Source organism: Agrobacterium sp. CNPSo 2736, assembly GCF_004005385.1.
In the GTDB taxonomy this organism is placed as follows: Bacteria; Pseudomonadota; Alphaproteobacteria; order Rhizobiales; family Rhizobiaceae; genus Agrobacterium; species Agrobacterium leguminum.
The window spans coordinates 24,554-47,542 of sequence record NZ_RZTX01000021.1 but is presented as its reverse complement, the minus strand read 5'-3'; the positions used below and the strand labels follow the sequence as shown (position 1 = coordinate 47,542).

Annotated in this window: 23 protein-coding genes; 12 read left to right on the top strand and 11 right to left on the bottom strand. The window is 61.5% G+C overall.

Going from position 1 to position 22,989, the window contains the following annotated elements; translation table 11 throughout:
• Nucleotides 1–57: 57 nt before the first annotated feature.
• Genes pcaG through pcaD form a run of 4 tightly spaced genes read right to left on the bottom strand, consistent with a single transcriptional unit; the run spans nt 58 to nt 2,668 of the window.
• Nucleotides 58–678, bottom strand: coding sequence for a protocatechuate 3,4-dioxygenase subunit alpha (gene pcaG, locus EM858_RS24400; protein WP_065655341.1), 621 nt, complete (start codon nt 676–678; stop codon nt 58–60).
• 2 nt (nt 679–680) lie between these two features.
• Nucleotides 681–1,421 carry a protocatechuate 3,4-dioxygenase subunit beta gene (gene pcaH, locus EM858_RS24395; RefSeq protein ID WP_003505508.1) on the bottom strand — a complete coding sequence of 247 codons (741 nt, stop codon included), beginning with the start codon at nt 1,419–1,421 and terminating at the stop codon, nt 681–683.
• Nucleotides 1,418–1,867 (bottom strand): 4-carboxymuconolactone decarboxylase, encoded by a 450-nt coding sequence (pcaC, locus tag EM858_RS24390; protein WP_080819054.1) that lies wholly within the window; start codon nt 1,865–1,867, stop codon nt 1,418–1,420. Before pcaC ends, pcaH begins: the two co-directional genes overlap by 4 nt.
• 3 nt (nt 1,868–1,870) lie before the next feature.
• Nucleotides 1,871–2,668: a 3-oxoadipate enol-lactonase gene (gene pcaD, locus EM858_RS24385; protein ID WP_127758255.1), complete on the bottom strand. Its 798-nt coding sequence runs from the start codon at nt 2,666–2,668 to the stop codon at nt 1,871–1,873.
• Nucleotides 2,669–2,762: 94 nt separating this feature from the next.
• Here pcaD and pcaQ point away from each other — a divergent pair, with 94 nt between their 5' ends.
• The gene (gene pcaQ / locus EM858_RS24380) at nt 2,763–3,704 is read left to right on the top strand and encodes a pca operon transcription factor PcaQ (RefSeq protein WP_080819052.1); all 942 of its coding nucleotides are present in this window, start codon (nt 2,763–2,765) and stop codon (nt 3,702–3,704) included.
• A 199-nt stretch (nt 3,705–3,903) separates the two neighbouring features.
• Here pcaQ and pobA read toward each other — a convergent pair whose 3' ends face one another.
• Nucleotides 3,904–5,076, bottom strand: coding sequence for a 4-hydroxybenzoate 3-monooxygenase (gene pobA, locus EM858_RS24375; protein WP_127758254.1), 1,173 nt, complete (start codon nt 5,074–5,076; stop codon nt 3,904–3,906).
• A gap of 117 nt (nt 5,077–5,193) precedes the next feature.
• Between pobA and EM858_RS24370 the strand changes: the two genes are divergently transcribed.
• Entirely contained in the window at nt 5,194–6,117 is a 924-nt protein-coding gene (locus tag EM858_RS24370) for a helix-turn-helix domain-containing protein (RefSeq protein ID WP_127758253.1), read from the top strand.
• Here the strand turns inward: EM858_RS24370 and EM858_RS24365 are convergent.
• Nucleotides 6,087–6,848, bottom strand: coding sequence for an IclR family transcriptional regulator (locus EM858_RS24365; protein WP_127758252.1), 762 nt, complete (start codon nt 6,846–6,848; stop codon nt 6,087–6,089). The genes EM858_RS24370 and EM858_RS24365 overlap by 31 nt on opposite strands.
• Nucleotides 6,849–6,984: 136 nt before the next feature.
• On the opposite strand from EM858_RS24365, the gene EM858_RS24360 reads away from it, so the two are divergent.
• The 10 genes from EM858_RS24360 (at nt 6,985) to EM858_RS24315 (ending at nt 17,320) form a co-directional block, all read left to right on the top strand.
• On the top strand, nt 6,985–7,692 hold the full coding sequence (locus EM858_RS24360; RefSeq protein WP_127758251.1) for a 3-oxoacid CoA-transferase subunit A: 708 nt from the start codon (nt 6,985–6,987) through the stop codon (nt 7,690–7,692).
• The gene (locus EM858_RS24355) at nt 7,689–8,384 is read left to right on the top strand and encodes a CoA transferase subunit B (RefSeq protein ID WP_059758412.1); all 696 of its coding nucleotides are present in this window, start codon (nt 7,689–7,691) and stop codon (nt 8,382–8,384) included. Before EM858_RS24360 ends, EM858_RS24355 begins: the two co-directional genes overlap by 4 nt.
• Nucleotides 8,385–8,394: 10 nt before the next feature.
• Nucleotides 8,395–9,600 carry a 3-oxoadipyl-CoA thiolase gene (pcaF, locus tag EM858_RS24350; RefSeq protein ID WP_127758250.1) on the top strand — a complete coding sequence of 402 codons (1,206 nt, stop codon included), beginning with the start codon at nt 8,395–8,397 and terminating at the stop codon, nt 9,598–9,600.
• Between the two features lie 414 nt (nt 9,601–10,014).
• Nucleotides 10,015–11,043 (top strand): LacI family DNA-binding transcriptional regulator, encoded by a 1,029-nt coding sequence (locus EM858_RS24345; protein ID WP_125146036.1) that lies wholly within the window; start codon nt 10,015–10,017, stop codon nt 11,041–11,043.
• Between the two features lie 278 nt (nt 11,044–11,321).
• A complete protein-coding gene (locus tag EM858_RS24340) occupies nt 11,322–12,263 on the top strand; it encodes a sugar ABC transporter substrate-binding protein (protein WP_127758249.1) in 942 nt (313 codons plus the stop codon).
• Between the two features lie 137 nt (nt 12,264–12,400).
• Nucleotides 12,401–13,309, top strand: a complete 909-nt coding sequence (locus EM858_RS24335) for a sugar ABC transporter substrate-binding protein (protein WP_065655330.1) — start codon at nt 12,401–12,403, stop codon at nt 13,307–13,309.
• Between the two features lie 46 nt (nt 13,310–13,355).
• Complete coding sequence (locus EM858_RS24330) at nt 13,356–14,252, top strand: sugar phosphate isomerase/epimerase (protein WP_127758248.1); 897 nt, start codon at nt 13,356–13,358, stop codon at nt 14,250–14,252.
• Between the two features lie 10 nt (nt 14,253–14,262).
• Complete coding sequence (locus EM858_RS24325; RefSeq protein WP_127758247.1) at nt 14,263–15,273, top strand: Gfo/Idh/MocA family oxidoreductase; 1,011 nt, start codon at nt 14,263–14,265, stop codon at nt 15,271–15,273.
• Between the two features lie 8 nt (nt 15,274–15,281).
• Nucleotides 15,282–16,067 (top strand): TIM barrel protein, encoded by a 786-nt coding sequence (locus EM858_RS24320; RefSeq protein WP_127758246.1) that lies wholly within the window; start codon nt 15,282–15,284, stop codon nt 16,065–16,067.
• Between the two features lie 206 nt (nt 16,068–16,273).
• Nucleotides 16,274–17,320, top strand: a complete 1,047-nt coding sequence (locus tag EM858_RS24315; protein ID WP_205649561.1) for a LacI family DNA-binding transcriptional regulator — start codon at nt 16,274–16,276, stop codon at nt 17,318–17,320.
• A gap of 9 nt (nt 17,321–17,329) precedes the next feature.
• Here the strand turns inward: EM858_RS24315 and EM858_RS24310 are convergent, their stop codons facing one another.
• From EM858_RS24310 to EM858_RS24290, 5 genes are read right to left on the bottom strand one after another with little or no spacing between them, the layout of a single operon-like run.
• Nucleotides 17,330–18,379 carry a carbohydrate ABC transporter permease gene (locus EM858_RS24310; protein WP_127758244.1) on the bottom strand — a complete coding sequence of 350 codons (1,050 nt, stop codon included), beginning with the start codon at nt 18,377–18,379 and terminating at the stop codon, nt 17,330–17,332.
• A gap of 2 nt (nt 18,380–18,381) precedes the next feature.
• Nucleotides 18,382–19,377, bottom strand: a complete 996-nt coding sequence (locus EM858_RS24305) for a sugar ABC transporter permease (protein WP_080819041.1) — start codon at nt 19,375–19,377, stop codon at nt 18,382–18,384.
• Between the two features lies 1 nt (nt 19,378).
• Nucleotides 19,379–20,485: a sn-glycerol-3-phosphate ABC transporter ATP-binding protein UgpC gene (gene ugpC / locus EM858_RS24300; protein ID WP_127758243.1), complete on the bottom strand. Its 1,107-nt coding sequence runs from the start codon at nt 20,483–20,485 to the stop codon at nt 19,379–19,381.
• On the bottom strand, nt 20,485–21,837 hold the full coding sequence (locus EM858_RS24295; RefSeq protein WP_127758242.1) for a glycoside hydrolase family 28 protein: 1,353 nt from the start codon (nt 21,835–21,837) through the stop codon (nt 20,485–20,487). Before EM858_RS24295 ends, ugpC begins: the two co-directional genes overlap by 1 nt.
• Nucleotides 21,834–22,931, bottom strand: a complete 1,098-nt coding sequence (locus tag EM858_RS24290) for a glycoside hydrolase family 105 protein (RefSeq protein ID WP_127758241.1) — start codon at nt 22,929–22,931, stop codon at nt 21,834–21,836. Before EM858_RS24290 ends, EM858_RS24295 begins: the two co-directional genes overlap by 4 nt.
• Nucleotides 22,932–22,989 lie beyond the last annotated feature (58 nt).

Here is a 22,989-nt window from a genome sequence, read left to right as displayed (position 1 = left end):
CTTTCTTTTGCGCATATCGTCGTCGCAAAACCGCTGCACACTTTTGCGCGATATGCGTCAGATATCGAAAAACACGGTTTCGCCTTCGCCCTGAAGGCGGATATCGAAACGATAGACGTTGCCTTCCTCTTTTTTGGCGACAAGCGTGGCGATGCGGCTTTTCTGTTCGATGCGGGCAAGAACCGGGTCGGCGGCATTGGCCTCCTGTTCTTCCGGGAAATACATGCGGGTCTGCAGGCCGATATTGATGCCGCGGGCGACGATCCAGAAGGTGATATGCGGCGCCATCGGCCGGCCGTCGCGGAACGGCACTTTACCAGGCTTGATGGTTTCGAAGACGAACTCACCCGTATCCATGTCGCCTGGGGATCGACCCCAGCCGATGAAATTCGGATCGGCCTTGCCCCGCGTTTCGCTGGGGCTGTTGTAATAACCGTCGGTATCGGCCTGCCAGATTTCGATCAGCGCGTCCTTCAGCGCCATTCCGGCGCCATCATAGACGGTGCCGCGCACGCTGATGCGTTCGCCGCGGGCCTTGTCGTTATAAAGCGGACCGGAGCCGAGATCCTTCTCGAACACGCCCTCGATGCCGACGAAATTCGGCGTGCAGCCGATGTGCACATAGGGGCCTGCCGTCTGCGAGGCGGTTTCCTTGAGATAGTTGAGCGGCTGAACCATGGTCAGTTGCCCTCCATGCGGTTTTCGAAAAGGGTCGAGCGGCGACCGCGCAGGACGATATCGAACTTATAGGCCAGCATGTCCATCGGCAGCGTGGCATTCATGTCCAGCGGCGCGATCAGTCTTCTGATCGCATCCTCGTCCGGAATGGTTTTGACGATGGGACATTTCCAGATCAGCGGATCGCCTTCGAAATACATCTGGGTGATGAGCCGCTGGGCGAACCCGTGGCCGAAGACGGAGAAGTGAATATGGGCCGGCCGCCAGTCATTGACGCCGTTCGGCCAGGGATAAGCGCCGGGCTGGATGGTCTTGAACCAGTAATAGCCGTTCTCATCGGTGATCGTGCGGCCAACGCCGCCGAAATTCGGATCGATGGCGGCGAGGTAGCTTTCCTTCTTGTGGCGGTAGCGGCCGCCGGCATTGGCCTGCCAGAACTCCACCAGCGCGCCATCCACGCCGCGGCCGCGCTCGTCCAGCACCCGGCCGTGCACCAGAATGCGCGGACCGACCGGCATTTCGCCGGGGCGGGCATAGTTGAGGATGAGGTCGTTATCCAGCGGGTTCAGCATGCCATGGCCGAAGACCGGGCCGGTGATCTCGCTTTTGGTGCCCTCAAGCGAAATCAGCGCGCGCTGCGGCGAACGCAGGATCGAGGTCTTGTAGCCGGGCGCATAGGCGAGCGGATGGATGTCGCGGTTGCGCGCGAAGAACGGTCCGGTTTCCGGCGGCTGGTTGCTCATTTCGTCTCCTCCTCATCGCCAGAATTATAAGTGCCAGAATTATCTGGGGAACTATCGACTTTCATGCTGGCCAGGGCAAGCTTGGCGATTTTGAAAGCATGGTTGGCGGCGGGCACGCCGGCATAGATCGCCACATGCAGCAGCGCCTCGCGAATATCCGCCTCGGTGGCGCCGGTATTGGCGGTGGCGCGCACATGCATGGCCAGCTCCTCGTCCTGCCCGAGTGCGGCGAGCAGGGCGATGGTCACCATCGAGCGCTCGCGCTTCGTCCAGTGGTTGCCGGACCACACCGTGCCCCAGGCCGCTTCGGTGATGAGCTGCTGGAAGGGCTGGTCGAAGCCGGATGTCATGGTCTGCGCCCGGTCGACATGGGCGTCGCCCAGTACCGAGCGGCGGGTCTTCATGCCCTGTTCGAAACGTTCGTTCTTGTCGATATGGTCCGCCATCGGTCAATGCTCCGGCAAGGTATTGAGAAAAATGCACGCCGCCTGCGCATAGGCTAGCGGCTGTTCAAGGCAGGGAATATGGCCGCAGCCGGCAATGGTGACGAAGCGGCTCGCGGGAATGAGATCCGCCAGCGATTGCACCAGTTCCGGTGGGGTGGAACCATCCTGATCGCCCGCGACACAAAGCGTCGGCACGGCGATGCGCCCGGCCTCTTCGGTAAAATTCGCATCGCGGATGGCGGCGCAGGTGCCGCTATAGCCGGCTTCCGGCTGTTGCGAGAGCATGTTGCGCGCGCCGGCATAGGCGGCATTGTCAGGCTGACGGAAGGCGGGTGTGAACCAGCGCTCCATGACGGGATCGACCAGCGAGACGAGGCCATCTGCGGCGATCTTGTCGATGCGGGCGTTCCACATCTCGGCCGTGCCGATCCTGTGGGCGGTATTGCTGAGCACCAGAGCGCGGACGAGATCGGGGCGGCGGGCATAAAGCCCCTGCGCAATCAGGCCGCCCACCGACAGGCCCCAGAGGATCGCGCTCTTCACGCCAAGATGATCGAGGAGTGCGATCAGATCGCCGGCATGATCGTCGATGGAATAGGGAGCATGCCCGACATCGGAAAGCCCGTGGCCGCGCTTGTCGTGCAGCACATAGGCATAATCATCGCCGAGCGCTTCGATCACCGCATCCCAGATGCGAAAATCGGTACCGAGCGAATTGATGAAGGCGATGACCGGCTTGCCTGTGTCCAATCCCTTGACGCGATAATGGATCACGGTCTCGCCGCAGCGCAGAAAATGCATGATGTGCTCCTCCTGTCGGGGATATTGCAAGCGGGTTCCGGTTAAGTAAAATGACATTATCGATGAAAATCATAACCTGTGGATTATATGAACGATGGTCGATCAGCGTATCAAGTTCCGGCACCTGCAAACCTTCGTGGAGGTGGCACGGCAGAAAAGCGTCATCCGGGCTGCGGAAATCCTGCATGTCAGCCAGCCGGCGGTGACGAAGACGATCCGTGAGCTGGAAGATATTCTCGGTGTCTCGCTGTTCGACCGTGAGGGGCGCGGCATCCGCATCAGCCGTTATGGCGAGGTGTTCCTGCGCCATGCCGGCGCGACGATGACGGCGCTCAGGCAGGCGGTCGATTCGGTATCGCAGGAGGCGGCGCGCGCTGGTCCGCCGGTGCGGGTCGGCGCTCTGCCCACGGTTTCGGTGAGAATCATGCCGAAGGCGATGGCCGGTTTTCTGGCCGAAAAAACCGGCAGCCCGGTGAAGATCGTCACAGGCGAAAACGCCGTGCTGCTGGAGCAGTTGCGCGTCGGCGATCTCGATCTTGTTGTCGGCCGCCTTGCCGCGCCGCAGAAAATGGCGGGTTTTTCCTTCGAGCATCTCTATTCGGAAAAGGTGCGCTTCGTGGTGCGCGCCGGCCATCCGCTGTTGTCACCCGGCCTTTCGGTGTTCGATCACCTGCATGAATATCCTGTGCTGATGCCGACACGCCAATCGGTCATCGGCCCTGTCGTCGAGCAGTTTTTGATCGCCAACGGCGTGCCGGCCCTGCCGATCCGCATCGAAACCGTGTCCGACGCCTTCGGCCGCGCCTTCCTGCGCACCAGCGATGCGATCTGGATCATCTCGGAGGGCGTGGTGGCGGCGGATGTGGCGGATGGCATCCTCGCAATCCTCCCCGTCGAGACCGGCGATACCAGCGGGCCGGTGGGGCTGACGGTGAGGGCCGATACGCAGCCCTCGCTGCCGCTTTCGCTTCTGATGCAGGCTATTCGCGAGGCGGCGGGTGAGTTGCTGGATGGGAGGGCGGAGGCTGGTTCTTGAGATGAGGGTGAGGGTCGGAAAAGTCTGAGAACCTCTCCTCCGTCATTCCGGCCTTGAGCCGGAATCCAGCCACGGCGCGTCTAAGCCGTGAAAAGAGTCTTTTGCGATCAATGACTTGATCGCGCTGGACCCCGGATCAGGTCCGGGGTGACGGGTGTGGAAACGGTAGAGATAAAAGCCGCCTGTCTGGGGCAGCCCCCTAATAGGGAAGCCCCACATAATTCTCCGCAAGCGCGGTGGAAGCGGCGCGCGACTGCACGAGGTAGTCCAGCTCCGCCTCCTGAATGCGCTGGCCGAAATCCCCCGTATCGGGAAAACGATGCATCATCGTCGTCATCCACCACGAGAAGCGCACGGCCTTCCAGACGCGGGAAAGCGCCTTCTGCGAATAGCCGTCGATGCCGGCCTCGGACTTCTCGCGATAAAACTCGATCAGCGCCTCGCTCAGATAATGCACATCGCTGGCGGCAAGGTTGAGACCCTTGGCGCCCGTCGGCGGCACGATATGGGCGGCGTCTCCGGCCAGAAACAGCCGGCCGAACCGCATCGGTTCACAGACGAAGGACCGGAGCGGCGCGATGGATTTTTCGAATGACGGGCCGGTGACCATCACATCCGCATGGTTTTCCGGGAGGCGACGGCGGATTTCGTCCCAGAAGCGCTCGTCGCTCCAGTCCTCCGGCCGGTCATCCAGCGAACATTGAATGTAATAACGGCTGCGCGTGTGCGAGCGCATGGAACAGAGCGCAAAGCCGCGCGGATGGTTGGCATAGATAAGTTCATGGTTGACGGGCGGCACATCGGCCAGAATGCCGAGCCAGCCGAAAGGATAGACCTTCTCGAATTCCTTGATCGCGCCTTGCGGCACCGATTTGCGGCTCACCCCGTGGAAGCCGTCGCAGCCGGCGATGAAATCGCAATCGATCCGATGGGTTACGCCGCCTTTCTGATAGGTGACATAGGGGCTTGCGCCATCGAAATCATGCGGTTCGACATTGCCGGCATCGTAGATGGTCACAAGGTTTGCCGCTTCGCGGACATCCATCAGGTCATGGGTCACCTCGGTCTGGCCATAGACCATCACATGGCTGCCGCCGGTCAGGTCGAAGAGATCGATGCGGTGGTCGCGGCCGTCGAAGGTCAGCGAAAATCCGTCATGCGGCAGGCCTTCCCGGCGCAGGCGCTTATCCGCGCCGACCTTTTCCATGAGCTGCACCGTGCCTTCTTCCAGCACGCCGGCGCGGACACGGCCGAGAATGTAATCCTTGTTGACCCGGTCGAGAATGACGGTCTCGACGCCTTCTCCGGCCAGAAGCTGGCCAAGCAGAAGCCCCGAGGGGCCGGAGCCGATGATGACGACCTGGGTGCGCATTGTTTCCTCCCGAACTTGTCTCCTATCAAGAAATTGACCAAGGGATGCGGCAAGCTCAATGGACTTTCTGATCGGCAAATTGCACAATCCGACCATTGTGCGGAGGAGCGAAGGAACATGCGGCTTGCTGCGAGTGAGGGTTTGTATGGCGAAGAAGCGGTGCAAGGCACTGATTTCCGCTTTCATTGCGAAACGCTTTTTTCCAGAAGCAGCCTTCACCGCTTTGAAATCGGCCTGCACCGTCACGCTGCCTTTCAGCAAATCTTGTACATTTGGGGTGGCGAGGGCGATGCGCTGCTGGATGGCCGCATCGAGGCGATCCGCCCGCCGGTCGCCATTGTCGTGCCGCCGGGTTTCGAACATGGTTTCCGGTTTTCGCGTGATATTGGCGGGGTGATCGTTACCGTGCTGCCGGGCGCCCTGCCGGCATCGGTGCAGGCGCTGCTGCTGCGGAATTTCCAGCGGCCTGTGCTGTTGCCGCTGCGGGATTTTGCCGATGGCGAACGCCTGCGCAGCGGGTTCGAACAGATTTCCGCCGAATATGAAACACGCGAGACAGGTCGGGATGCGATCATCGAAGGTCAGTTGGCCATCGTGACGGCGCTTCTGGCGCGGGCGGCGCGGCCGCTCCTGGAAGGAACCGGCGAAGGTGTTGCGGAGCAGCGTTTCGAATTTTTGCTGTCACTGATTGCACGCCATATTCGCGAGCCGCAAAAGGCGGAGTTTTATGCGAAGAAGCTCGGTCTTTCTGAGACCCATCTCAACCGTCTGGTCCGCTCCGTTTCCGGCCTCAGCCTGCAGCGGCTGATCGCTAAGCGTCAGATCGAGATTGCCCAGCAGGAGCTTATCTTCACGGTCTCGACCGTGCAGATGATTGCGGAGGGGCTGGGTTTTGCCGATCCGGCCTATTTCAACCGGTTCTTCAAGCGCGAGACCGGCATGACCCCGCGCGCCTGGCGGCTGGCGGAGCAGCGGAAAATGGGGGATTCCGGGGCGCGGCAGGTGCCGCTTCAGACCAGCATTCTTGCCAGTTCCCGTTGAACGGCAAGAAGCGCGGGCAGGTATCGCTCCACGAGGTCCTCCATTGAGGCGACCGAGGCGGCAAGCCCGACATTGAGGGCGGCAACCGTCTGCCCGCGCATGGTTTTTAGCGGCACCGCTATGGAGCGAAGGCCGATCTCTACCTCCTGATCGATCAACGCATAACCGCGATGGCCGGTCGCCTCGATTTCGGCGAGCAGGGCGTCCATGGCAATAATGGTCCTTTCCGTGCGCGCCACCAGCCGGGAGGCTTCGAGAATGTCGCGCCGCCGCTCGGCCGTCTGCGCCGAAAGAAGAACGCGGCCCATGGAGGTGCAATAGGCGGGCAGGCGCGAACCCGGCATCAGCGCAATCGACATCACCCGCTGCTGGGCGGCGCGGGCGACATAAACGATCTCGGTCTCATCCAGAATGGAGACGGAGGTGCTCTGTCCGATCTTTTCGGAAAGTCGGTCGAGCAGCGGCTGTACGATGCGCGGCAGCGGCATGGTGGCCAGACAGCCGGTGCCGAGCCGCAGCACCTTCGGCGTCACGGTAAAGAACTTGCCGTCATAAGCGGCATAACCAAGTTCCGAAAGCGTCAGCAGGCAGCGCCGCGTCGTAGCGCGGTCCAGCCCGGCAATCTCGGCGGCATCGGAAATCGACAGGCGCGGCCGCTCGGCGCTGAATGCCTCGATCACCCGCAATCCCTTGGCGAGACCGCCCATCATGTCTCTTTCGCTGACGGCCATGTCGAAGCTCCATTTGTGCGATATACGAACAAAAATCATATAACGCACAAAATCCTTGCCGTCGAGGCGGTTTCGGATTTACCTCACGGTCAGGCAGCCTTGCGGGTTCCATCCGTCCGGCTGGATGGAGGTTTTAATGGACAAGACAATCAAGAGCGCGGAAGAGGCGCTTTCCGGCATCGGTGACGGTGCGACGATCATGATCGGCGGTTTCGGCGGCTCCGGCGCGCCCATCGAGCTGATCCATGCGCTGATCGACAAGGGCCCGAAGAACCTGACGGTCATCAACAACAATGCCGGCAACGGCCGCATCGGCATCGCCGCGATGATCGACGCCGGCATGGTCAGGAAGATGATCTGCTCCTTCCCGCGCTCTTCCGATCCGCGTGCCTTTACAGACCGGTATCTGGCCGGTGAAATCGAGCTGGAACTGGTGCCGCAGGGCACGCTTGCCGAGCGCATCCGCGCCGGCGGTGCGGGCATTCCGGCCTTCTACACCCCGACCGGTTTCGGCACGGAACTGGCTGAAGGCAAGGTGATCGCGGAATTCGACGGCCGCTCTTACGTTCAGGAACGCTGGCTGAAGGCGGATTTCGCCATCGTGAAAGCCGAGCTTGGCGATACCTATGGCAACCTCACCTACAACAAGGCCGGGCGAAATTTTAACCCGCTGATGTGCATGGCCGCGAAGACCACCATCGCGCAGGTCTCGAAGATCGTCGAAGCCGGTAAGATCGATCCGGAGCATGTCGTCACGCCCGGCATTTTCGTGAACGGCGTCGTGGAAATTCCCGATCCGCAACAGGAAGAAGTCCTCATTCGCGCGGGAGTAGCCTACGCATGACCCAGACCATTGACACCCGCGAAGACATCAAGCTTTCCAACGCCCAGATCGCATGGCGCGCGGCGCAGGACATCGAGGACGGCGCTTACGTCAATCTCGGCATCGGCTTTCCCGAAATGGTGGCGCGTTACCAGCCGCCCGGCCGTCAGGCGATCTTCCACACCGAAAACGGCATCCTGAATTTCGGCGAAGCGCCGCCGGAAGGCGAAGAGGACTGGAACCTCATCAATGCCGGCAAGAAGGCCGTGACGCTGAAGCCGGGTGCGGCCTTCTTCCACCATGCCGACAGCTTCGCCATGGTACGCGGCGGGCATCTGGATGTGGCGATCCTCGGGGCCTATCAGGTGGCGCAGAATGGCGATCTCGCCAATTGGCGTGTCGGCTCCAAGGGCGTGCCGGCCGTCGGCGGCGCGATGGATCTGGTGCATGGCGCCAAGCAGGTCTTCGTCATCACCGAACATGTGACCAAGAATGGCGAACCGAAGCTCGTTGAAAAATGCGCTTTTCCGCTGACCGGCGTTGGCTGCATCACCCGCATTTATACCAGCCATGCTGTCATCGACGTGGTGGATGGCCGTTTCGTGCTGCGTGAAAAACTGCCGGCGATGACCTTCGATGAATTGCAGGCCATGACCGGAGCGCCTTTGGCGGTCGATGGCGAGGTCGCCGATCTCGTCGCCCCGGAACTTTGAGGAAAAACCGATGACCGACGCATTCATCTGCGACTATATCCGCACGCCCATCGGCCGCTTCGGCGGCGCGCTTTCTTCGGTGCGGGCCGACGATCTTGGCGCGGTGCCGCTGAAGGCGCTTGTCGAGCGCAACCCGTCCGTCGACTGGGGAGCCGTCGAAGATGTGATCTTCGGCTGCGCCAACCAGGCGGGCGAGGATAACCGCAACGTCGCACGCATGTCGCTGCTGCTCGCCGGCCTGCCGGTTTCGGTGACCGGAACGACGATCAACCGGCTGTGCGGTTCGGGCATGGATGCCCTCATCGCAGCCGCCCGCGCCGTGAAATCGGGCGAGGCGGAATTGATGATCGCCGGCGGCGTGGAAAGCATGAGCCGCGCGCCCTTCGTTCTGCCGAAGGCCGAAAGCGCCTTTTCGCGCAATGCCGAAATCTACGACACCACCATTGGCTGGCGTTTCGTCAACCCGCTGATGAAGGCGCAATATGGCGTCGATTCCATGCCGGAAACGGGTGACAATGTTGCGGTCGATTATCAGGTCTCGCGCGAGGATCAGGACGCCTTCGCCGTTCGCAGCCAGCAGAAGGCGGCTGACGCGCAGGCCAATGGTCGCCTCGACAGGGAAATCGTGTCCGTGACCATCCCGCAGCGCAAGGGCGATCCGCTGGTGGTCTCGAAGGATGAGCACCCGCGCGCCACGAGCCTTGAGGCGCTGGCGAAGCTGAAGCCTGTCAACGGGCGCGATGGCGCGACGGTGACGGCGGGCAATGCTTCCGGCGTCAATGACGGCGCCGCCGCACTCATCGTCGCATCGGCGGAGGCCGCGAAGAAATACGGTCTGACGCCGATTGCCCGCATTCTCGGCGGTGCCGCTGCCGGCGTGCCGCCGCGCGTAATGGGCATCGGCCCGGCCCCGGCCTCCGCGAAGCTGCTGGCTCGGCTCGGGCTGAAGCAGGAACAGCTGGACGTGATCGAGCTGAATGAGGCTTTCGCGAGCCAGGGTCTTGCGACGCTGAGGCAGCTCGGCATTGCGGATGACGATGCGCGGGTGAATGCCAATGGCGGCGCCATCGCGCTCGGCCATCCGCTCGGCATGTCCGGTGCGCGCATTGCCGGCACGGCGGCGCTCGAACTTTCGCTGACCGGCAAGCGTCTCGCGCTCGCCACCATGTGCATCGGCGTCGGGCAGGGTATTGCCGTGGCGCTGGAGCGAGTCTGATTGTCTGGCGGCATTCGGCATCGTCAAAAGGGTGCGAATGCCGCTGCCGCAGTTTCCTTGCGTGTGACAGTGGCCATTCAGGCTACTCGGCAGGCGGGAGATTTTCTCGCTCTGACAGATCCCGGCCTCCTCATTCCTGTGCTTGTCACAGGAATCCAGCCGACGCGCGTCTGCGCGGCGGAAAGACTCCTCTCAGCCCAAGGACTTGGGCTGGCTGGATCTCTGTGACAAGCACAGAGATGAGGGGAGGAGGCGTGCTGGGCCAAGCAAGCCGGCCCTGTGATGCAGGCCCGGTCGATTATTCCCTGATAAAGTACTCCACGCTCTTATCCCTCTGCACATGTTGGATTCCATCATGATCCGTGACATGTTTTGCGAGATATGACAGGAATCTTTCCGTCTACGGGGGTCCGCATGAAACGTCCGACCATCACAGATGTTGCGACAGCCGCCGGTGTCAGCGTCGCCACCGTCGACCGGGTGCTGAACGGTCGCCTGCCGGTGCGCGAAGAAACCTCGCGGCGGGTGTTCGAGGCGGCGGAGAAGATCGGTTTTCACGCCACCAACATCATTCGCCAGCGCATGCTGGCCGACCTGCCGTCCTATAGTCTCGGCATCATCCTGCGCAAGGAACGGCACGCCTTCTACCAGACCTTCGCCGACGAGTTGGAGCTTGCGGCGCGCAACGTCCGGGATCGTCATCTCAATCTGCGCATCGAATTTGCCCAGTCGGGCGAGCCGAGCGAGCTAGCGGCCCTTCTGACGGGCATGAAGGGCCGGGTGCAGGCCGTGGCGGCCACCGGGCCGGACCATCACGATGTCACCGCCGCCGTGGAGGCCCTGAAGGCGAAGGGCATTCCGACATTTTCGCTGCTTTCGGATTTCGCGCAGGGGGTACGGGAAGCTTATCTCGGCGCCAACAATATGAAAGTCGGGCGCACGGCGGCCTGGATGATCTCGCGGCTGGCGCGCAGCAGGGGCAAGGTGCTTTTGCTGCTCGGCGGTCACCGTTTTCACGGTCATTCGCTGCGCGAAACCGGCTTTCGCAGCTATATGCGGGAATATGCGCCGGAATTTGAGGTGATGGATGCGCTGATCACACTGGAAACCCGGCGGCTGACCTATGAGCTGGTGATGGACACCATCGCCAAGCACAAGGATCTGGTCGGCATCTATTGCATCGGCGGCGGCATGGAAGGTGTCATCGAGGCCCTGCAGCAGGAAAACCGGCAGGAGGCCATCGTCTGTCTTGTGAATGAACTGACGCCCGAATCCCGTCAGGCGCTGCTGGAAAAGCGTATCAGCGGCATATTCCAGACGCCGCTCCGTGAATTATGCACGGACCTCATCGCCACCATGGTTCACAGCATTGAACATGGCATGGCGGAAACACCGGGACAGCGGTTTGTGCCCGCCCATCTGTGGGTTCCTGAAAGCCTTTGATCGTTTGATAGATTCTATCATAAATTCCCCGCCTCTTTCTATCAGCCTTGATGGTTTCGGCTGCCGCTGACCCGTTGACGCCGAGCCGGGACTGGGAAATCTTGCCTGCGTGTGGAGCGGGCAGGAGACTGATCCACGATAATAACGATGTTTCGGATTGCTTCAGGCTGCGGACTTGTCTTCGCGGCGACGGGTATTTTTTGCCGGCAAACGGTAGCGGCGCGATGGGCGCTGGACCGTGCAGCCGGTTCTTTTCAAGGGTTTTGGAGGAGAACGACATGAAAAGACATTTCGCGATTGCAGCGCTCGCCACGATGCTGGCGACGACCGCCTCGGCGGAAACCATCGGCGTTTCGATGGCCCTGTTCGACGATAATTTCCTGACCGTGCTGCGCAACGGCATGATCGATTATTCCAAGGGCATGAGCGGCGTTTCGCTGCAGATCGAGGATGCGCAGAACGATGTCGGCAAGCAACTGAGCCAGGTGCAGAACTTCGTCGCCGCCGGTGTCGACGCCATCATTGTCAACCCGGTGGATACGGATGCGACCGTGGCGCTTTCGCAGGCTGCCGCTGCCGCCGGCATTCCGCTCGTTTATGTCAACCGCCAGCCGGTCAACCTCGACAGCCTGCCGGAAAAACAGGCCTTCGTTGCCTCCGATGAAAAGCAGTCCGGCACCCTGCAGACGCAGGAAGTCTGCCGCCTGCTGAAGGCGGCCGGCAAGGCGGAAGCGAAAGCGGTGGTGATGATCGGCGAGCTTTCCAACCAGGCGGCTCGCATGCGCACGCAGGATATCAAGGATGTGGTGGCGACGCCCGATTGCAGCTTCATCAAGCTTGTCGAGGAACAATCCGCCAACTGGTCGCGCACTCAAGGCTCGGACCTGATGACCAACTGGCTTTCGGCCGGGGTGCAGTTCGATGCGGTGATTTCCAACAATGACGAAATGGCCATCGGCGCCATCCAGTCGCTGAAGGCGGCAGGCCGGTCGATGGATGACGTCATCATCGCCGGCATCGACGCCACGCAGGATGCGCTTGCCGCCATGGCGGCGGGTGAGCTGGATGTGAGCGTTTTCCAGAATGCCGCAGGCCAGGGCAAGGGTGCGCTGGATGCAGCGCTGAAACTCGCCAAGGGCGATGCGGTGGACAAGAAGGTTTTCGTGCCCTTCGAACTGGTCACACTCGCAAACCTCAAGGACTATCAGGCCAAGAACTGAGACCCGTTCGGGCCTGACAATGACGTGACAGACCGAAGATGCTGAAGGCGGGGGAGGATATTCCGGCTTCAGCGATATCAGTGCGATTGAACCAGCGGAGGTTTTCCGCGGGAGGAAAGACTTTGAAAAACCTGTTGATGGCGACTGCGCTCTGCATTTTCGCAACGCCTGCCCTTGCCGAGACCCGTGTTGCGGTCTCCATGACATCGTTCGACAATCCGTTCCTGACGATTTTGCTGAACGGTATCAGGGCTGAGGCCGGGCGTGACAAGAACATCGAGCTTCTGGTGGAGGACGCCCAGCTCGATCCTTCGAAACAGCTCAATCAGGTGCAGAATTTCATCGCCAACGGTGTCGATGCGATCATCGTCAATGCCGTGGATGGTGATGCCACGTCGGCGATCACCAAGGCCGCGTCCGCCGCAAAAATCCCGCTCGTTTATGTCAACCATCCGCCGGCCGAACTGGAAACCGGCCTGCCTGACGGCACGGCCTTTGTCGGTTCCAACGAACTCGATTCCGGCACCATGGAAGCTGAAGCCGCCTGCAAGCTGATGGGCGGCAAGGGCAAGGCCGTGATCCTGATGGGACCTTTGGAAAACCATGCGGCGCTGGTGCGCACCAAGGATGTGGAAACGGTGTTTGCCCGGCCGGACTGCAAGATCGAAATCCTCGAAAAGCAGACGGCGAACTGGAGCCGCACGCAGGCGCAGGACCTCGTTTCCTCCTGGCTGACGGCGGGCATCCAGTTCGATGCCGTCATCGCCAATAATGATGAAATGGCGATCGGCGCCGCGCAGGCGCTGAAGGCAGCGGGCGTTTCCATGAAGGATGTTGTCATTGCCGGTATCGACGCCACGCCTGATGGACTTGCCGCCATGCAGGCCGGCGATCTCGATATCACCGTCTACCAGAATGCGACGAAGCAGGGCGAGGTCTCGGTTCAGACGGCGGTGAAGGCCGCTGCCGGGCAAGGCACTGAGAAGACGCTTTGGGTGCCCTTTGAACTCGTGACCCCGGAAAACATGTCCGCCTACGCCAAATAAGCGGGGGCTTCGACCCGGTCCATCTATCACTCCACTGGAAACAGCCATGAAACATACGCTCGATCCCCACATGTTCCGGCACCTTTCGCTGGCCGAGACCTGCCGCAAGGTTGCCGAACTCGGTTATGATTACGTCGAACTTTCACCCCGTCCGGATTTTCTTTCCTGGTGGACCCGACCGAAGGTCTATCCCGAACGCGTCGCCGAATTCAAAAAGGCGCTGAAGGACCATGGTGTCGGCCTTGCGACGCTGCAGCCCATGTATCGCTGGGCAAGTCCCTATCCGGACGAATGGGAAGTGGCGATCGACAACTGGAAACGCGCCATCGAGATTGCCGTCGAGATGGAATGCCCGATGTTCGTTTCGGAATTCGGCCGCGGCGGCTCGCCGGAGCGCAGTCTCAACGACCGTTCCGGTCTCCACCGCCCGGAGACCTGCGAGGCGCAGTTCTTCCGCGCCATGGATATTCTGGTGCCGATCCTTGAACGGGAAGGTCTGGTGCTGTCGCTGGAGGCCCATCCCGAAGACTGGATCGAGGAGATCGCGCCGGCCATCGACATTATCAAGACCATCAATTCCAAGGCGGTAAAGGCCTCCTTCATCGCGCCGCACACGTTCTTTTACGGGCCGGACATGGTGGCTAACCTGCGTGCGACCGAGGGCCATCTGGTGCATGTGCGCCTTGCCGATACCTATGACCACAACAAGTCGTCGCAGTTGCGCTACATCGTCAATCCCCCCGGTTCCAAGGTCAGGGTGCACCAGCACACCGATTTCGGCCAGGGCGAGATCGACTGGGAGACCTTCTTTGCGACGCTCGCTGACATGAAATTCGACGGCGTGCTGTCGAACTGCGTCTTTGCCTGGGAAGATCGTATCGATGAAAGCGCGCGATTCATGCTCAGCGAAACCCGGCGATACGTCGCCAAATACTGGAAATGAGGTTTTTCAGATGACTGTGAGAATTGGTGTCGTCGGCACCGGCGCAATCGGGCGTGATCATGCCCGCCGTATCAACAAGGTTCTGGGCGGCGCGAAGATCGTTGCGCTCAGCGACGTCAACCGCGCCTCGGCCGAGGCGGTCAAAAACGACATCGCCCCGGATGCCGTCGTGTTCGCCACCGGTGAAGAGTTGATCGCATCGCCGGATGTGGATGCCGTGCTCGTCACTTCATGGGGTGCCACGCATGAGCAATATGTGCTGGCGGCAATCGCCGCCGGCAAGCCGTGTTTCTGCGAAAAACCGCTGGCGACAACTGCGGAAGGCGCAAGACGCATCGTCGACGCCGAGGTGGCGCATGGCAGGCGGCTGGTTCAGGTGGGCTTCATGCGCCGATATGACGCCGGTTATGTGGCGCTGAAACAGGCCGTCGATAGCAGGATCGGCGCGCCGATCATGGTGCACGCCGCCCACCGCAACCCGGCGGTTCCGGAGCAATATGTCACCCCGATGGCGATCCATGACACGATGATCCATGAGATCGACGTGCTGCGCTGGCTGCTCGACGATGACTATGTTTCAGCGCGCGTTCTCTTTCCCCGCTCGGCGGCCAGAAGCCATGCGCGGCTGAAGGACCCGCAGATCGTCATTCTGGAGACGGCGAAGGGCACGATCATCGACGTCGAAATCTTCGTCAATTGCCATTATGGCTACGATATCCAGTGCCAGGTGGTGGGCGAGGACGGCATTGCCAGCCTGCCGGAGCCGATGTCGGTGCAGACCCGCCTTGGCGCCAAGCTGCAGAACGATATCCTGACCGACTGGAAAGACCGCTTCATCGCCAGCTACGATGTGGAATTGCAGGACTTCATCCATGCGGCGGCGAAGGGCACGGCATCGGGACCCAACTCCTGGGACGGCTACGTGGCCGCCATCACCTCCGACGCCTGCGTGGCCGCGCAGGAAACGGACGGGGCAGCAGTTGAAATCAAGCTTCCTGCCCGTCCCGCCCTTTATCAGTGAGGTCTTTCATGCGTTTTGCCATCAACCACATCACCGCGCCGAAGCTTTCCCTTGAGGCGTTCTTTGCGACGGCCCGCGAACTCGGCCTTACCGAAGTCGAAATCCGCAACGACCTGCCTGATATCGTCGGCACGGTGGATCCGGCCGAGGTAAAGGCGGCGGCCGAAAAGGCCGGTGTGACGATTATCTCGATCAATGCGCTTTATCCCTTCAACGTCTGGTCGGGCGACCTGCCTGCGCGGGCCGTCGCCATGGCCGATTATGCGGCGGCAAGCGGTGCCAAAGCGCTGGTGATGTGCCCGCTCAACGACGGTACGCCGGTGTCTTTTGACGATCTCGTCACGGCGCTGAAGGCCATGAAGCCGATCCTTAAGGAACGCGGCCTGATCGGCTTCGTCGAGCCGCTCGGTTTCCCGATCTCTTCGCTGCGCACCAAGGCCGAAGCGATCAGGGCCATCGATGCGGCCGGTGGCGGCGATGTCTACAGGCTGGTGCACGACACCTTCCACCACCATCTTGCGGGCGAGACGGAGTTCTTCCCCGAACGCACCGGCCTCGTGCATATTTCCGGCGTGATCGATCCTGCCGTCTCCGTAGCCGACATGCTCGACGCCCACCGCGTTCTGGTGGATGGCGACGACCGGCTGGAAAATATCGCCCAGATCAGGACGCTCGAGGTGGCCGGTTACAAGGGACCTTACAGCTTCGAACCCTTCGCGACGGAAGTGCACGAGCTGAAGGATCCGGCCGCTGCCGTAAAGAGCAGTATCGACCATATCTCCCAGGCGCTCTGACCGCCTTGCCGCCCGCGGTTCGCTGCGGGCGGCGTTTCTTGCGGGGGATTAAAAACCCAGAGAAATCAATTCCGCATTTACGGATGATGCTGTAGTCTTCGAGCGACGAGAGAGCAGCAAACAGGCACGGGTATTCTTCAGATCGACTGCGTGAGGCAGGCTTTCTGCCCGCACCGTCCGAAGTAGAGTGGTTGAATTTCCCCTTTATGAAAATAGACAGGAAAACGACGCTTAAGGACGTGGCGCGGGAGGCGAATGTTTCGCTGAGCACGGCTTCGCACGCCATCAACGGCACAGCACCCTTGACCACGCAGGTTCGCGAGCGGGTGCTGGAGGCTGCACGCACACTCGGTTATCTCGAAAACCGGCGACAGAAGGCGACGATCGCCACTTTGCGTGTTGTGCTTCTGGCCATGACCAATGATGCCGCCCCCCAGAGCGACCTTAACATGGTCAGCTGGACGATGCTGAACGGCTTCAGGCGCGAATGCGAGCGGCGCGGCATTCGCATTGTTCCCTATGTCAGCACAACGAGCCGGCTCGACCCGGTTGCGGTGGCGGCGGCGGCGGATGCCGACAATGTCGACGGTATCGTGATCCTGAACGATGACAGGCCGCAACTGGTCGAGGCGCTGTCTGCGCTTGCGCGGCCGGTGGTGCTGATCAATGGCGAGGACCCGGCCATGATCGTCGATACGGTGACGGCCGAGAACCGTTTTGGCGCGCGGCTCGGAATCGAACATCTGCTGTCGCTCGGGCATCGCAATATTCTGCACATCACCTGGAAAGGGCGCACGACGATCCGCCGCCGATATGACGGTTATAGCGACGCGTATCTCGCGGCGGGTCTCACTGTTCCCGCCGATATGGTCATCGAGGTGGAGAGCTATGAGCCGGAATGGGGTGAGGCCGCCACCCGCCGCCTGCTGGCCGAACAGCGGCCGCTCAGAAACGCCACGGCGATCTTCTGCGCCGCCGATAATCTGGCGCTCGGGTGCCTGAAGGCCCTGACAGAAGCCGGAATCCGGGTGCCGGACGATGTTTCGGTCTTGGGGTTTGACGATATCATGCCGGCGGCCTTCAGTGCGCCGCCGCTCAGCACCATCCAGTTGCCGGCCGACAGGCTGGGCGGCGCGGCGCTCGCGCTGCTGGAGCAGCGACTTGTGGCGGCCGATCCCACCCGCCCGGCGCACCGGCTGGAACTCGGTTGTCGCCTTGTGCTGAGGGGCAGCATCGCGCCGCCCCCCAAATGATTTGTCGTTTTATTTCATCCCCGTGCCGGCAATCCCTGTCGTGATATAGCGCTGCAGGAACAGGAACACGACGGTAACAGGTGCGAGGCTGAGGAAGGTCATGGCGAGGATATAGTGCCATTGCACCGAGAACTCGCCCTGGAAGGCGTTCAGCCCCACCTGCAGCGTGAAGTTTTCGCGGCTGCTGAGAACGATCAGCGGCCAGAGGAAGTCGTTCCAGCGCCAAAGCACCGAAAAGATGGCGAGAACCGCAAGCGCCGGCGCCGTCAGCGGCAGGATGATGCGCCAGAAGATGCGGAATTCGCTTGCCGCATCGACGCGGGCCGCCTCGATCAGCTCGTCGGGTATGGTCAGCATATATTGCCGCAGCAGGAACACGCCGGTTGGCGTCGCAACCGTCGGGATGATGACGCCCCAGAGATTGTCGACGAGGCCGACGCCGACGATGACCAGATAGGCCGGCACCATGACGACGGTGAGCGGGATCATCAGGGTAGAGATGATCAGCACGAAGATCGCCTTCTCGCCGCGGAAGCGGTACTTCGACAGCGCAAAGGCGGCCATGGCATTGACGATCAGCGTCAGGACGGTTGCGACGAAGGTGACGAAGACCGAGTTCTTGAGGAAGGTCAAAAAGCTGAAGCGGGTCAGCGGATCGGTGAAGTTCTCCGTCGCGATGGTCAGTTTCTGGACGGGCGTTATTTCCCGGGTGTCAACGCTGACGGCCGGGCCGGGATTGGCGGGATCGACCATCTGGGCTTTCAGGCCGATGCGGCGAACCATGGCCATTTCCCGCTCCACGCCGTCGATGGGGGCTTTCCACAGGCTGAGCGGCTTGTCGTAACCCTGCACGTCCACCTGCACGGCGGCGCGCGGGAGAAGGCTCGGCGGAAACCGGGTGATTTCGGCTTCCGGTTTCAGCGATGACATGGCGGCCCAGACGACCGGGATGAGGACGGCGAGCGTGCCGCCGATGAGCCAGACCCATGACAGTATATCGGTGAGGCCGATCCGGCCGGGGCGGCGGGTGCGCGTGAGGAAGGAGACGGCGTTGGACATGGTCAGGACTCCATCTTTTTGCCGAGGCGCAGTTGCACGAGCGTCAGCGCGAGAAGCACAAGGCCCATCAGAACCGATGCGGCGGACGCAAGGCCGAACAGTCTCAGATCGCTGCCGAAGGCCATCTGGTAGATATATTGCACGACGAATGTATTGGCCGTGCCCGGTCCACCGCCATTGGTCAGAACCCATGCCTCATCAAAGATTTGCACCGAGCGGATCATCAGGAGGATGAGCACGACGAGCAGGTTGGGGCCGAGAAGCGGCAGGGTGATGCGGAAAAGCGTGCGCCGGGGCGAGGCGGCGTCGATGGCGGCGGCTTCATAGAGGTCCTTCGGGATGGCCTGAAGGCCGGCCAGCAGGATCAGCGTATAAAAGCCCATGTGAAACCAGACCGAGACCACCACGACGAAGAAACGCGACCAGCCGACATCCAGCAGGAAGATTTCCGGCGGCACGCCGAGCATCTGGAAAAAGGCGTTGAGCAGGCCGTTGCGGTCGAGGAACCATTTCCAGATGAGGCCGATGACGACGGGCGACAGCAGCACCGGATAAAAGAACATGGCGCGGAAGAAACCGCGCGCGGCAATCGCCCGGTTGAGGATGAGGGCGGTGATGAGCGCGACCAGCAGCGTGGCGATGACGTTGAAGCCGACAAACCACAGCGTGTTCCAGATCGCGGTCCAGAACAGCGATTCCCGGCAGCTTCCGGGGTCCATGTAGCTCTGGCAATCCAGCAGCTTCCCGAAATTTTCCAGCCCGACGAAGGGGCGGTCGGTAATGAGAAGTTCGGTGCCGCCGGTGAAGGCGTAACCGACGGCAATGGCAATCGGCAGGAAGGTGAAGATGCCGAAGAGAACGAGGTTCGGCATCAGGAAAATATAAGGCATGCGCCTTTTGCCGATCAGCCGCTCGATGAAGTTGAGCGGCACTTCGGCAATCGCCATCACGGCATCGAGCGCACGGTCGGACAGTCTCGCAAGCGTCGGATTGGCCATGCTAACCTCTCCCTTCGCTGTTCAGGCGCGGCAACGCCAGTTCGGTGGCGGGATCGAAGACATGCACCTTTTCCCGCGCCGGCATGATCCTCAGCACCGAGCCGGAAGCGGGGGCAAAATGGCCCGCCTGATGCACGATGATCTGCTCTTTCTCGCCCTGGAGATTGCCGTAGAGATAGGTCTCGGTGCCGAGACTTTCGTGATACTGCACCTCGAATGGCAAGCCGGCATTGTCGGAGATGGTGAAATGCGAGGGGCGGATGCCCGCGAGAACCGCCTGCCCGGAGCTGACGGCTGCCGGATCGACAAGACAGGGCAGGGACACACCGTAGCCGGCGTCGATGGCGATGCTGCCGTCGCTGCCCTTGGTGATCGTGCCCTTCAGCATGTTCATGCGCGGCGAGCCGAGGAAACCGGCGACGAAGAGATTGCGCGGATTGTCGAAAAGCTCAAGCGGGCTGCCCACCTGCTCGATGCGCCCGGCGCGCAGCACCACGATCTTGTCGGCCATGGTCATGGCTTCCACCTGATCGTGGGTGACATAGATCATCGTCGTCTTGATATCGCGATGCAGGCGGGTGATTTCGGCACGCGTCTGCACGCGTAGCGCCGCATCGAGGTTGGAAAGCGGCTCATCGAACAGGAAGATATCCGGTTCGCGCACGATGGCGCGACCGATGGCGACGCGCTGGCGCTGGCCGCCGGAAAGCTGTTTCGGCTTGCGGTCGAGATAGGGCTCGATGGCCAGCATCCGCGCCGCCTCGTTGATGCGGCTTTCGATCTCCGCCCGCTTGAAACGCAGGTTTTCCAAGCCGAAGGCAAGGTTCTTGCGCACGCTCATATGCGGATAAAGCGCATAGGACTGGAAGACCATGGCGATCTTGCGCTCGGCCGGGGACAGCGCGCTGACATCGCGCCCGCCAATGCCGATGGTGCCGGAGGTGACGTCCTCGAGACCGGCGATGATGCGCAGCAGCGTCGATTTTCCGCAGCCCGAAGGGCCGACGAAAACGACGAATTCGCCGTTCTCGATCTGGAGATCGATGTCATGCAGCACATGAACGGCGCCGAACGCCTTGTTGAGGTTTTCGAGTTTCAGACTTCCCATCACCTGCTCCCTTCGGGCAAGTTCGTCGTCGCGACGATCTCTTGGCTGTTCCAGCCCTTGGGCAAGGGCGTCGTTCTTTTGATGGCGACATCGCGGGCCGCAAATCCTTCCACGCCGGCAAGATAGACCGCCGGCATTCCGCCGGGATAATCCTCCATTCCGACGATCCTGCCCTCAGCATCCTGCGTCCAGGCATTGGCGCGGCCGGCGGCATGGGGGCTTGGCGCAATATCCGCATTTGTGGGGCGCAGATCGTATTGCAGGCCGGTGCCGAGCTTGCCGGGCTGCTGCGACAGCGTGATGCGTTCCAGCCGGACATTATGAATGCCGGCCTTCGATGTGGCGACGAGGTTGATCGCCCCTTCCATGGAGCCGCTCAAGTCTTCCACGACCAGATTGTCGACGCTGCCGGCCTGACGCTCGGGGCGGCGGTCGACGACGGTGACGGTGACCGCTTCACCCGAACCCCAGAAGCCGCCCGGCGTTTCGTGGCATTCGGTCTCGATCCTTGAAAAGCGGATGTTGCGCATCGCGCCGCCATCGCGGGAAAACAGGCCGACGCCGCGATTGGACTGGACGATTTTGCAATCCTCGAACACGACATCGGTGAAATCGCCGAAGGATTCCGTGCCGAGCTTCAGCGCGCAGCTCATGCTGGAAACGGTGCAGCGGCGAACGGTGATATCGGCGCAGGCTCCAACGGCCTTGCCATCCGGCCCGGCGCTGGTCTTCAGGCAGATGCCGTCATCGGCGGTCGAGATGAAGCAATCCTCGATCAGGGCGCGCCGGCAGGCATCGAGCACAATGCCATCGGTATTCGGCAGGCGGCGGTCGTTTTCGATGCGCAGATTGCGGAAATGAAGGTCTTCGCAATCGACCATATGCAGCGTCCACATCGGCGAACCACTGACGGACAGGTTTTCAAGGCGCACGTTGCGGCAGCTTTCCAGCACCATCACGCGTGGGCGCTTTTTCGCCGGGACATAGGTGCCCATGGCCTTGTCGTCGCCGACGATGAAGTTTTCACCGCCGGCCTCGATGCGGCCGGGGCCGGTGACGGCGATGTCATGCGCGCCGCTGGCGATGATCATGCCGCGATCGGAGTCTTCGGCAATCACCGAAACCCGGGTCAGGCCATAGGCGTCGTAATCGGAGACGGGGGCAAGCACCGCATCTTCGGCAAGGTGCAGTTCCACGCCGCTTTTGAGATGGAGGCCGGCGCTGACGTGACGCCCGGCCGAGAGAGACACCCGCCCGCCGCCTGCGGCTGACACGGTGTCGATAGCCTGCTGGATGGCCGCCGTGGCATCAAGGCCACCCGCCGCGACTGTGATGTCCTGACCGATGTTCATGATACCTTTGGCCTTTTCAGAAAAACGTCGATCAGGAGCAGCATCGTCAGTGCCTGCCCGTAGGGCGTGGGCAGATTGGGAATGCGGCGGTAGAATTCGAGATCGTGGCCCATCGGCGTGCCGTCGGAGACACCGTGGACGACGCCTTCGTCGTCGATATTGCCAAGCACCGCCTTCAGCGCGCGTTCCGCATGCGGGCGATTTTCTTCGCCGAGAATGCCGGCTTCGATGCCGCGCAGGATGCCATAGGCGATACCGGCCGTCGCCGATGTTTCCACCGGCGAGGTCGGGTCATCGAGCAGCGTGTGGAACATGCCGTCCTCGCGCTGATATTGGCGCAGCGACCGCACCTGGCTTGCCAGCACATTGGCGAGGAAACGCCTGTCCTTTTCGCCAAGCGTCGGCACCAGTTCGAAAAGCTCGGGAATGGCGACGGTGATCCAGGAATTGCCTCGTGCCCAGAAGGCGTCAGCGAAATTATGACGCCCGTTGAAGGTCCAGCCGTGATACCAGAGCCCGGTGACGGGGTCCGACAGATAACGCGTATGGATCATGAACTGGTAGACCGCCTCGTCGATCCAGTCCTGACGTTTGCAGACGACGCCGGCGCGGGCGAGGAACAGACATGCCATGAACAGCGTGTCGTCCCACAGTTCGCCCTCATTCAGCCGCTCCTTGACGACATGCTGGAAGCCGCCATCTTCGGTTTTCGGCAATTGATGCACCAGCCAGTCGGCCCAGTCTTCCACCAGCGCCCGGAAATCCGGCCGGTCGACATGTTCGGTGAGGATAACGAGCGGCAGCATCGGAGCGGAACTGTTAATCTGGCGCGGCGGCAGGCCACGTTCGATCTGCCAGCCATACCACGTCACGAGGTCATCCAATGCCTTCTGGTCGTTGGCGGCGAGCGCCCGGCGCAGGAAACCGTAAAGGCCCACACCCACTTCCCAGTCCCATTCATCGAACTGGATCTTGCCATCGGAACTGCCGCCGCTGACCAGACCTTCCTGAATGCCCTTGAGGCGGCTGAACGCGGCGGCGACATTGTCGATCGTCGTCCTGAGAGTGTCTTTTTCCATGCTTGGCTGGTTCATCTGTCAAATTCCGCTAGGAGCATTTCCAGTAAAAGCGGGGATCGCTTTTACGTCCGGA